Here is an 11,933-nt window from a genome sequence, read left to right as displayed (position 1 = left end):
TCCTGCTTGACGGCTGGTTTGGCTTCTGTCTTCTGTTGTTTGAACAGGCGCCTGCTTTGATGAATGATCGTGATGTCGAGAGGAGGCAAGCGCTTTTCTTTTTATTCCGCTCCCTGCTGTATTGCGATGCCCACGCGTGAAAACGCCTCTTTCATCACCTCATACGACCGCTTCAGCCGCTCATGATAGCGCGGCGCTTCCCACACCGGCCATGCATACTCGTAAAATCGCTCCGCTGGCAGCACATTCCCGTTCATCGCCGGGAAAGAAAACGAATCGTCTTCATCCTTGACGTACAAACCAAGGCGAATGCCTTCAATCATGACACGGCTTTTGAGCCCGCCTTTCGACCACATGTCGCCCATCACCTCGCGCCGGCTCGGATCGGTCACGTTCAAAAGCGCCCATGGCAGGCGGATTTCGTACATATCACCATCGCGGCTGACGCTAATATCCGCGAGTGAATCGTACGCTGCATCGTCGGGATTGGCCGTGCCAAACCGCAACACCCCGGTTTCATATGAGTCGAACGGCACGGCCTTGCCGCGGGTTTCTTCCAATTTTTTGTTCAATGTCAGGCGAATCGGGTGGTAGACGCCGTTATCTTTCCGATTGGCGTACGGCGCCGCCGGCATCATATGCAGCTCTTTTCCGTGAAAATGCAGGACTGACGCATGATTTTCATCCCTGGGTGGAGGGCAAAGCGTGCTGCCCATGGATCTTTTCCGTAATGAAAGGAAAACGTGTCGTAATAGCTGTCGACAAGCAGACGGGCGCTCTGTTTTCCATGAATGACCAAGGCAAAGTCGATTCCCGCTGTCCGGACGCCAGAAAGGCCTGGCAGGCGCGATTGCCCTTGATGTGGAATCGTATCAAACGCCATGTAGACCATCGTCCGGTCAGTGATGCGCCTGCTGTCAAGCCGCACGTACAAATACCCTTCATCGCTTGTGACGTACAGCGCTCGCTTGCCCTCTGTCCAAACCGGACGGATTCCATTGAACGTCCAATCGTCTTTCCGCCCGTCGACCTTGATCATCGCGGCCGCGCTTGGACCTGGCTCAAACCGAAGCAGCCCAAAATGTTGTTCGTTCGTCTGCGCGTTCAGCCAAAACGGCCGCCGGTTCGGGCTGTCGTACTCCATCGTGTTCCACGTCCGCTTGAACCATTCATCCTGCCAGGAAAACAACAGCCCTCCCGCCATCCGCTCATGGACGATGTCCTCAAACAGCTCCCGGTCGATCGTTCCTTGCTCCTGTTCCGACAAAAACCCCTGATTTTTCCCGTGCACATTTCGATGCGCCATGCCGCGCGAAGAAGGAACGCCAAATTCAGCGACCAAAATCGGCATCCGGTGCGCCGCCTTCATGTCATGCAAGTAGGCGGCATAGCTGTTGCGCTCGCCGCGTTGGTCAACATAGCTGACGTATTTTTCCTCACGGTTGAAAAAATCCGGATAATACGGATAAATGTGATATGATGCAAACAACCCGGCCTGCAGCTCGTGAGTGGCGTACATGACATTGGGGTTGACGGAAACAAAATCTTCTTTCACAAACGGTTCGGCCGGATGGCGGAGGAGGTCGGTCGTCACCCAATTCGTAAAACTGACCGGCCGCTGCCAGCCGTATGTCTCCGTTTCATACGCCACCGCTTCGTCGATCACGCGGGCCAGCCATGCCTCAAACGGGCTCGCTCCTTTCGTGTACACGTATTTGCCGCGGTAGTCGCCCTGCTTCGGGTGTTTTTCGTTCGTCGCCGCCACAACGTCCGGATCCCACTCGACGCCGAAAATCCAGCCGAGAACATACGGGGAAAGGTCGTATCGGTACACCCCGCCGGCATGACCCGGCCGTTTTGGAATGCGGGCCTTGCCATGAACGAGGTCAATCGTGCGGCGAATGTCGGTGCGAAACGCTTCGTTCACTTCGGGCGCCCACACATCCTTCGTCCGCAGCATCGCCCCTTCATCGATCCAGACGCCATGGAACAAATAAAGCGGCTGCTTCGCTATTTGGTTGTACTCGTAAAGCGCTTCGTAAAACGCCGGCGGGTGGATCGTATAGACGCGGATGGCGTTTGCGCCCATCGCCCCGATGTATTGCAGCCAGCGGAAATATTCTTCCTTCGTAATCTTCGCCTCTCCCGGAAACGCGCCGGGCTTGCTGATGCCGAGGTTGACGCCTTTAATAAGCAGCGGCTCCCACCGTCCATTGCGATATACTTGAAGATAGTCGCGCCCGACCGTTCCCGCCAAGCGGACGCCGCTTTGTTCCGCCGTTTGAACGGCGTCCTGCAGCTTGCCATCTTCCTTATATACCTTGGCTAAATCCTCTCAACGGTTCGGCTCGTACACATCCCACGTCCATTTAATCGACTGAACAATTTGGTCCGCCGCCTGTTCAGCCTCGAGCTCATTGATAATGACGCGGGAATGGTGGAGCGCATAGGCCGATTGGCGCTGGAAAAAGAGCTGCTCCACTTCTTCCAACGTTTTGTTTTTCAACACCGGCCGGCTGTCGACAATGAGCGGCAGCCGCTCTTCCTTCCAATGCTCCCACGACAAGTCAAGGAAAAAGACGATGCCGTGGGCCAAACAGGCGCGCCGCACCTCTTCCTGCAAATACGCGCCGCCGCCGAGCGAAAGGATTTTCAACCTTGTATTCGTGCACAAATCAACGATCAGCTCGCGCTCAACCTGCCGAAAATACGCTTCCCCTTTTTGCGCGAACATCTCCGGAATCGTCATCCCGTGCCGCCGCTCGATTTCCGCATCGACATCGATAAAGTCGCGGTACAGCTTCTTCGCGACAAGCTGCCCGATCGTTGTTTTCCCCGCTCCCATAAAGCCGATCAAAATGATATTTCGCTCGCGGAGCGGGATGGCGGTTTGCCTCTCCACGTTGCTTCACCTCTTTTTACTCTCTCTTTCCGGAAGACTGGCGGATAACGAGCTCCGGATGCAAAATCGTCCGTTTCGGCTCGCCGTCATCCCCTTTCATGCGTTCGTGCAATCGCCGCGCTGCGCACGCACCGATCTTTTCTGGGAATGCAGCCACCGTCGTTAGCGGCGGTTGAAACAGCGCGGATTCTTGAATGTTGTCAAAACCGACGACCGCAATGTCGCGCCCCGGAACGATCCCTTCCTCTTTTAAGCCAAGCATTGCGCCGAACGCGACGACATCGTTGTAACAAAAGAGCGCTGTCGGCGGGTTGGGTTGCTGCAGCACGCGTTTGGCCGCCATTCGCCCGCCTTGCCTTGTCGTCGCCGATGGCACAAGCAGCGTGTCATCCACCTCAATGCCTGCTGTGCGCAAGGCGTCGCCGTATCCTGCCCGGCGCGCCTTCCATACGGACGACTGCGGGGAACCGCCGATAAAGGCGATGCGCCGATGGCCGCGGTCGAGCAAATGCTCGACCGCCATCCGCCCGCCGGCCACATTGTCAATCCCAATATAATCAAACAACCCGGGCGGAAGCTCTTCGCGGGCGAACAATACGACGGGGATGTCCCATTGCCGAAGCCGCTCGAGCATCTCGGTTGAACATCCTGGAACCGGGCTCATGATCACACCGCCCACCCGATGCTCCAGCATCGTCGCCAACAAAGCATCTTGTTTTTCTGGCCGGTCAAACGTCGTGCCTAAAATGACCGTATATCCTTCCTGATCGAGCGCCTCGTGGACGCCGACAAGCAGTTCGGAAAAAAACGGGTTGTCAAGCTCCGTAATGATCAGCCCGACCGTCGATGAACGCTGCGAACGCAAATTGGCCGCCACGCGGTCATAGACGTAGTCAAGCTCTTTCATCGCTTGGAGCACTTTTTCCCGCGTTTCTTTCGAAATATTCGGACTCCCGCGGACGACAAGCGAAGCGGTCGCCCGCGACACGCCGGCGTGCTTGGCGACTTGCTCGAGCGTTACGCGGGAACGCTTTTTATCTGACACCGTTCGAATCACCTGCTTTACCGTCGCTTTCACCTATCAAAAGTATAAAGGCTGGCGGCAAGCAGTGTCAATGCAAGGCGTGGGCTGCCGCGAAAACAAACTTCGAAACAAAAAACCCGGCAGCCTCGCACAAGGCAAGGAGCCGGGAAGGCGGAAAGCCGCAGCCGTTCGTTCATTCATATGATCTCGTTTTCTCGCAGCCGCTCAATGTCTTCCTTGGACATGCCAAGCATCGTTTGCAAAATCTCTTCGGTATGCTCGCCTAAATCCGGAGCAGTGCGGCGGATGGCGCCTGGTGTTTTTTCGAATTTCGGCACAATGCCGGGCATTTTAATTTTGCCAAGGCGCGGATGGGCGACTTCGATGATGTTTTCCCTTGCTTGGTAATGCGGATGCTCAAAAATATCTTTAATGCTCAAAATCGGGCTGACCGGCACGCCATGCTCATCCAAAATGTGAAGCAATTCATCGCGCGTCTTCGTGCGGATCCAGTCGGCGACGATGCCGTTTGTCTCTTCATGATGGGCGAGCCGCCGTTCGTTTGTGCAAAATTTCTCATCCGTCAACAGATCTTCCCGCCCCATCGCCTTCGCCAGCCGCTCGAATGTGGAATCGGTGCTGGTGACAAGCACGACCCAATGCCCGTCTTTCGTCATAAACGTGCCCGCCGGGCTCGAATGGCCGGACAATCCCGGCGACCGCTCGCGCACTTTGCCCAATTGGTCATATTCCGCCACCAAAAACTCCATCATGCGGAACACCGATTCGTAAAGGCCGATATCGACCATCTGCCCTTCGCCGTTCGGATGGACATCGCGGTGGTAAATGGCCGTCACCGCCGCAAACGCCACATAAATGCCGGTAATGTAATCCGTCAACGAAAACGATGGGCTGACCGGCGGACGATCCGGATACCCTTGCAAATACGTAAACCCACTGAACGCCGTTGCCGGTGTACCGAATCCGGCTTTCTCGCGAAACGGACCCGTTTGCCCGTAGCCCGAGACGCGAATCATCACCAGCTTCGGATTGATCCGCTTCAGTTCTTCATATCCGCCGCCCCATTTTTCGAGCGTGCCGGGACGGAAGTTTTCAATGACAATATCGACGTGGCGGACGAGCTCTTTAAAAATGTTCATTCCTTCTTCTTTGCGCAAATCCAACGTGAGCGACCGTTTATTGCGCGCCAGCCCGGGCCAGCGAAGCGGCTCACCGTCCTTGAACGGCCCGACATGGCGGAGCGTATCCCCTTTCCCTGGCAATTCCACCTTGATGACATCGGCGCCAAAATCACCGAGCAAAACCGCTCCAAACGGCGCCGCGATCATCGTTGACACATCGAGCACTTTGACGCCTTCCAACGGCAAACGCCCCATGATGCTCTCCTCCCCCTAAAGGTCCAATTATTGGCTGTATTTCATGATGACCGACAAAGCGGTCCGGACGTCTTCAATCGGAATTTGCCCGGGCGCCGAGCTTTGCCGCCCGACTGCGAAGGTGACAGCAGAGCCGAACAATCCGCCCGCCAGGCGGGTGATGGCGCCCAATGCCCCCATCGACATCGTGATGAGCGGAATTTCCACCTCTTGCCGCGCCTCTTCCGTCGCCTGCAGCAGCACGAGCACATCCCCCCGCGATTTTGGCATCACAGCCGCTTTCGCGATATCAGCGCCGCATTGCTCAGCTTGGCGCATTTTCGCAACAAGCTCTTCCTTCGAGGGCGTATCAGTAAAATTATGATAGGACAGCACAAGGCGCACCCCATAGCGGCGCGTCAGCTCCCGGACTGCGGGGACATGCGGCTCATGGACAAGCTCGTAATCAAGCAAATCGATCGCGCCGCTTTGGCATACAGTTTCAAACAACCGAAGCTTTTCCTCTTCTGTCAAGGAAATCGGTCGGCCGCCCTCCAGTTCGGAACGAACCGTAAACAAAATCGGGATGTCTCCGGCAATCGCCCGCATCTTTCTCGCCGTTGCCGCCACTTGCTGTTCGTCCTGAATCGCCTCGAAAAAGTCCGCCCTCCATTCAATGAGATGCGGCTTTTTCGCGCTGATTTGCCTTGTTTCCTCTAACACTTGCTCCGCGTCCGCTCCGACGACCGGGGCGCAAATGCACGGTTCGTCTCCCCCGATCAAGACATTGCGCACACGGACGGCGCGTTTTGAAATCGCCATATGCTCTCCCCCTTATGGTCGATAACCTAGTTTTTCTGAAATCGCTTGTGCTCCTTCTTTCACGGTCGTTTCGAACTTCCCAAGCACATCCGGCGCAAACCGATGCGTCGGCCCGGAGATGGACAAGCAGGCGCGAACTTCCCCACGAATATTGAAAATCGGCGCGGCAACGGCTGCAGAGCCGACTTCCCGCTCATCGACGCTGGATGCAACGCCGCGCTCCCGAATCACCTCAAGCTCCGCCGCTAGACGAGCCAAGCGTTCCTTTGTCGGCACTTGCGCGAAAATCCGCTCTTGAAAAGCAGGCGATTGATAAGCCAACAATACTTTTCCTCCCGCTCCCGCCCAAAGCGGCAGCCGTTCGCCGATTCTCACCATATGACGCAGCGCCTGAAGCCCCTCGCACTGTTCGACGCAAACGCGGGCATCTTGTTCGAGCACATACAAATTCACCGTCTCCCGCGTCTCATCGCGCAGCCGCTCCATCACAGGCCGCGCGATTTCCCGCACTTCCATCGATTTGCCGGCAATATATCCTAAATAGTACAATCCTTGTCCAAGACGGTACTTTAACGTCTCCGGATCTTTGACGACCAAGCGGTTTTGCTCCAGCGTAGCGAGCAAGCGCGTTGTCGTCGATTTAGGAAGCGAAATCTTTTTCGCAATTTCCGTGAGTGATAGCTCTTGTTCCTCAAGGGTAAAACAATACAAGATGTCAATGGCCCGCTGCACCGTACGCAATCCGGCCTCATGCTTTTTTTCTTCCTTCAACTGTTTGTCTCCCCCCTTCCTTACGTTCCATTCAACGGAATTTAATTTCTTTCAGTGGAACCTTACTCCCATTTTAGCATCTTCGGTCACCGCCGTTCAAGCTTTTTTTCGCGTTTCCTTCCTTTTCGGTTTCAACAAGGGAAAGGACGGCGAAGCCTCTTTTATATTCACACATGCTGCTATGGCCCGTCTTCCTGTCCGTCCATTGGTTGAACGGATTGCATAAACAGTTCAAATTTTTCAACAAGTTATGGACAAACGAGAGCGAACTTTGTTATAATCCATTCAAGAATTCCATTTATAGAAAATGAGTTACACATAATGGAACAAAGAAAGGGGATGATCAGCGAACATTGGGGAATCGATCATTTCATGGGATGATGAAACATCGAAACGCGATGTCCATTGAAAGGGAACTCGCTATTTTTTCTCTCTAACACTGTATGCGTTTTCCCGCATCAACACAAGGATGGTGAACAAAGATGAAGCACAAACGACGTTGGGCGATTGCGTTTTTGATCGCGTTAGGCGTCATTATCAACTATTTCGACCGCATCAACATGTCCGTCGGCATTCAGCCGCTGGCGAAAGAGTTCGGCCTCACGCCCGGACAGCTCGGCATTTTGCTGTCTGCGTTTGCTTGGTCTTATGCCATTTTGCAAATCCCGGCCGGCGTGATTCTCGATAAAATCGGCGTCAAATGGGTGACGCGCATCGGGACGATCATTTGGACAATCGCGTGTTTCTTGACCGCTATCGCCAGCGGCCAAGGCCTTGTCATGTTATCACGCGTCTTGTTGGGCATCGGGGAGGCGCCGTATTTCCCGTCAGCCGCCAAAGCAGTCGGGCAATGGTTCCCGCGCCATGAGCGGGCGACCGCGATTGCTCTTTATGACGCCCAGTCGAAGCTGTCAAACGCCATCGGCACCCCGATCATCGCCTGGATCATCACCGAGTGGGGATGGCGGGCTGGGTTCTATACGACGGCAGTGCTCAGCTTCATTTACGCCATCCTGTTCTGGGCGACATACCGCGACCCACATGAAGACAAACGGTTGTCGAAAGAAGAGTACAACTACATCGTCCAAGGCGGAGCGCAAAAATCAGACGAAACTTCAGGAAACGTTTGGGAGACAATTCGATATTTGCTGACGAAGAAAAAAGTATGGGCGACATTGATCGGGTTTGCTGCGTATGGCTACTCGTGGTTTTTGTTTCTTACGTGGCTTCCCGGCTATTTGGCGACGGAAATGCACATGTCGGTGCTGAAATCAGGCTGGTACGCCTCGATTCCGTGGATCGTCGGCACGATTTCGGAGATCGCGATCGGCGGATGGCTCGTCGATCGGCTTATCAACAAAGGAGGCCATTCAACGCGCGTACGAAAAACGTTTTTGGTCATCGGCATGCTGCTTGGGCTGTCCGTCATCGGCGCCGCTTTCACGACAAACCCAAACATCGCGATCCTTTGCATTTCGATTGCGCTCGGCGGCCTAGTCATCACGTCCTCGATTGCCTACAGCATTCCGACATTTATTGCACCGCCAGGCACGGTCGGGACGTTGACCGGCCTGTTGACGTTCGGCAACAACTCGATGGCGATTGTCGCCCCGATCGTGACGGGATTCATCGTTCAAGCGACCGGCTCGTTCATGTACGCGTTTCTCGTCGCGGCGCTCATTTTGCTCGCCGGCATTTTCAGCTATTTGTTCCTGCTGACCGATTTAGAGCCGATCGAACCGATGGCTCGGCCGGACACAACGCAAAACGCAAGCATCGGACATATAAAAGTGCGATAGCGAAAGAGAAGCGCCTTCGTCCAACGCGGCGAAGGCGCCTTTCTATGCTGCGGATGTGCGGTGAATCAAGCCTTCACTCCTCCTCAACGCAACACCATCCGTTTAATGACCCGCAAACCACCCAAGCGGCACGGTCACAAGAGACGGGAAGAAAATCAACAACAGCAACAGAAGCGTCTCGACCAGCAAAAACGGCCAAACTCCTTTCATAATGTCTTCCATGTTGATTTTCGCCACCCCGCAGGCGACGTTCAGCACTGTGCCGACCGGCGGCGTGAGCAGCCCGATGCAGTTGTTTAAAATAAACAATACCCCGAAGTACACCGGATCAATGCCTGCTTTTTCAATAATCGGCATCAGCACCGGCGTTAAAATGAGCACCGTCGGCGTCAAATCCATTGCCGTCCCGACCAACAGCACCAAGGCGTTAATGGCCAAAAGCAGCGCCAACGGATGATCGATAAACGGCGCGAGCACATCTGTCACGATCGCCGGAATGTTGGCGACCGTAATGAGCCAGGCCGACACCATGGCGGCGGCCACCAAAAACATGACGACGCTTGTCGTTTTCGCCGCGGCCACGAGCACGTGAAACAAGTCTTTCACCTTCAGCTCACGGTAAATGCACAAGCCGACAATCAACGCGTAAAACGCGGCCACCACCGCTGCCTCGGTCGGCGTAAACACTCCTCCGCGCAGCCCGCCGACGATGATCACCGGCAGCAGCAGCGCCCAAAACGCCTCGCGGGTCGCCCGCCAAATTTCTTTTGCCGATTGGCGCGGGAGCACCTCGACTTGATCCTTGCGCGTCACCCACCACCAACAGATGGCCAGTGAAATTCCAAGCAAAATCCCGGGAACAATGCCGGCCATAAACAGCTTTGTGATCGACACGCCGCTTGTGACCCCGAAAATGATCATCGGAATGCTCGGCGGGATGATCGGGGCGATGATGCCGCCGGCAGCGATAAGGCCGGCTGACCGGTTGCGGTTGTACCCGGCTTTGACCATCATCGGGATGAGAATGGCTCCAAGCGCCGCTGTATCGGCCACCGCCGACCCCGACAACCCGGCGAACAACACGCTCGCGATGATCGCCACATACCCGAGCCCGCCGCGGATATGGCCGACAAGCGCCATCGCAAAGCGGATGATCCGCTTCGAAATGCCCCCGGCGTTCATGAGCTCCCCGGCGAGCATAAAGAACGGAATCGCCATCAGCGGAAAGCTGTCTGCGCCGCTGATCAAGTTTTGCGCGATGATTTGCGTATCAAAAATGTCCAAATAAAACATCAAGGCGACGCCGCTGACCAAGAGCGCAAACGCGATCGGCATCCCGAGCGCCATGACCCCTAACAGCGACCCGATAAAGACGACTAACGCCATTTACCGCTCACCTCCAGCGGCGCCTTGCGTTCGCCCGTGCGCCCATTCTGCCGCTTCGTGCTCGACGGGAGCGGCCGCCATGATTTCTTCTTCCGATTCTTTCATTTTCGTCAGCTCCTCAATCGCCCCGGGGCGAAACAGCGCCTGATACAAATGGTACAAAATAATGAGGCCCATGCCGATGCTCACGACAAGCCCGGTCCCATAAATGAACGCCATCGGCAGACCGGTGGCCGGGGCTTTGCTTTCCAATCCGCTCATCGTCATCTTCCAGCTTCCATCCAACAGCAAATAGAGAACGTACAGCACGATCGCATTGCTGATGACAAACACGACGCGCTTGGCGCCGGTCGGCAGCTTCCGCACCAATGTATCGACGCCTAGATGGTCATGGTCTTTCAAAGCACCGACCGCGCCTAAAAACGACATCCAAATGAACAGAAAGCGCGACATTTCTTCCGACCACGTGATGCCGGAGTTAAATGCGTAGCGGAGCACGACGTTGCCGAATACAAGAATGGACATAAACGCGAGGCAGAACGCCATTAAGGCGTTCAGCGCCTTCTCCAGTACGGCTCCGATCCTTTTCATCGCTGTCCCCTCCAAGTCTGCAAGAATGGAAGAACTCTTAAGGGGTGGACTCCCCTTAAGAGCCGGCTTTGCCATTCGGTTATTTTCCTGCGTTAACCAATTCGTTCACGAGATCTTGGCCGAATTTCGGCGCGTATTTTTGATAGATGGGCTGCACTTTTTCGACAAATTTTTGCCTCTCCTCCGGAGAGAGTTCGGTAATGACCATGCCTTGCTGTTTCAAATAGTCGAACATTTTCTCATCTTCTTCTTGGTTCAGCTTGCGCTGATAGTCTCTCGCTTCTTCCGCGGCTTTTTTGATGATGTCTTTTTCCTTGTCCGTCAACGTGTCCCAAAACTTTTTGCTGATGAGCAACGGACTTGCGTTGTAGACGTGGCCGGTTTTCGTCAAATATTTTTGCACTTCGTAAAACTTATTGATCGCCACATTCCCGACCGGGTTTTCTTGGCCGTCGACCACGTGCTGCTCCAAAGCGGTAAACAGCTCCGTAAATGCCATCGGCACCGGTGTGGCGCCCAACTCTTTCCACAAATCAATATGAAGGTCATTTTCCAACGTCCGAATTTTCAACCCTTTAATGTCGTCCACGCTTGTGACTTCCCGCTTATTGTTCGTCAAATGGCGGAAGCCGTTTTCCCAATAGTTCAAGCCGATCACGCCGACAGACGGCAAATCGTTGAGCAAATCTTGGCCGATTTTCCCATCCAGCACTTTGTAAGCGGTTTCTCGATCTTTGAATAAAAACGGCAAGTCTAGCACCCCGATGCGCGGAGCAAACGAAGCGATCGGACCGGTCGACATCGTCGATCCTTGAATCGTACCCATCTTCAGCGCTTCAAACACGGCTACGTCTCCCCCGAGCTGTCCATCCGGATACACTTCCACTTTGATCGAGCCGTTTGTTTCTTTTTCCACGATGTCCGCGAATTTGTACAATCCTTTCGTCAGCGAACGATCCTTCGATGTCGCAACGGCCATTTTCATCACTTTCGGTTCGACCTTCTTCGCCGCTCCGCCCCCTTGCGGTTCAGATTTCGATGAGCACCCCGCAATTACGAACAGGCAGGCCAACAACAACACCAACATCTTTTTCATTCCGTTTTCCCCCTTCTTTCCTCCATAGTGCAATGGTTGATGCAGCCGAACGGATCGACCGGCTGGCATCGTTGTATGTTGAACCCGCATTCCCGTTTGGCCGCACGCCATTCTGTTCTCTCTCGACAGCGTCCGGTCATGCGGGAAACAACCAAATGAACAAACC

At 54.8% G+C, this 11,933-nt stretch carries 9 protein-coding genes and 1 pseudogene; 1 reads left to right on the top strand and 9 read right to left on the bottom strand.

Annotation, left to right across the window (positions count from 1 at the left end; translation table 11 throughout):
• Positions 1-101: 101 nt before the first annotated feature.
• The 6 genes and pseudogenes from GZ1_RS09775 to GZ1_RS09750 form a co-directional block, all read right to left on the bottom strand.
• A pseudogene (locus GZ1_RS09775) lies at positions 102-2,197 on the bottom strand (hypothetical protein).
• Between the two features lie 138 nt (positions 2,198-2,335).
• Complete coding sequence (locus GZ1_RS09770; protein ID WP_020755990.1) at positions 2,336-2,902, bottom strand: shikimate kinase; 567 nt, start codon at positions 2,900-2,902, stop codon at positions 2,336-2,338.
• Between the two features lie 16 nt (positions 2,903-2,918).
• Positions 2,919-3,947 carry a LacI family DNA-binding transcriptional regulator gene (locus tag GZ1_RS09765; protein WP_033006215.1) on the bottom strand — a complete coding sequence of 343 codons (1,029 nt, stop codon included), beginning with the start codon at positions 3,945-3,947 and terminating at the stop codon, positions 2,919-2,921.
• Between the two features lie 176 nt (positions 3,948-4,123).
• A complete protein-coding gene (locus GZ1_RS09760; protein ID WP_020755988.1) occupies positions 4,124-5,323 on the bottom strand; it encodes a CaiB/BaiF CoA transferase family protein in 1,200 nt (399 codons plus the stop codon).
• Positions 5,324-5,350: 27 nt separating this feature from the next.
• Positions 5,351-6,124: a type I 3-dehydroquinate dehydratase gene (gene aroD / locus GZ1_RS09755; protein WP_020755987.1), complete on the bottom strand. Its 774-nt coding sequence runs from the start codon at positions 6,122-6,124 to the stop codon at positions 5,351-5,353.
• Between the two features lie 12 nt (positions 6,125-6,136).
• On the bottom strand, positions 6,137-6,895 hold the full coding sequence (locus GZ1_RS09750) for an IclR family transcriptional regulator (RefSeq protein ID WP_060788389.1): 759 nt from the start codon (positions 6,893-6,895) through the stop codon (positions 6,137-6,139).
• 482 nt (positions 6,896-7,377) lie between these two features.
• On the opposite strand from GZ1_RS09750, the gene GZ1_RS09745 reads away from it, so the two are divergent.
• Complete coding sequence (locus GZ1_RS09745) at positions 7,378-8,694, top strand: MFS transporter (RefSeq protein WP_020756270.1); 1,317 nt, start codon at positions 7,378-7,380, stop codon at positions 8,692-8,694.
• A 102-nt stretch (positions 8,695-8,796) separates the two neighbouring features.
• Here the strand turns inward: GZ1_RS09745 and GZ1_RS09740 are convergent, their stop codons facing one another.
• From GZ1_RS09740 to GZ1_RS09730, 3 genes are all read right to left on the bottom strand, one after another.
• Positions 8,797-10,080, bottom strand: coding sequence for a TRAP transporter large permease subunit (locus GZ1_RS09740; protein WP_020756271.1), 1,284 nt, complete (start codon positions 10,078-10,080; stop codon positions 8,797-8,799).
• Positions 10,081-10,671 (bottom strand): TRAP transporter small permease, encoded by a 591-nt coding sequence (locus GZ1_RS09735; protein WP_033006415.1) that lies wholly within the window; start codon positions 10,669-10,671, stop codon positions 10,081-10,083. It lies immediately after the preceding gene.
• 79 nt (positions 10,672-10,750) lie between these two features.
• Complete coding sequence (locus GZ1_RS09730) at positions 10,751-11,767, bottom strand: TRAP transporter substrate-binding protein (RefSeq protein WP_060788388.1); 1,017 nt, start codon at positions 11,765-11,767, stop codon at positions 10,751-10,753.
• Positions 11,768-11,933: the final 166 nt, after the last annotated feature.

It is taken from the genome of Geobacillus zalihae NBRC 101842 (assembly GCF_001544135.1).
GTDB lineage: Bacteria > Bacillota > Bacilli > Bacillales > Anoxybacillaceae > Geobacillus > Geobacillus zalihae.
Note: the sequence above shows the minus strand (reverse complement) of the source record. Positions and strands in the feature narration are given on the sequence as shown.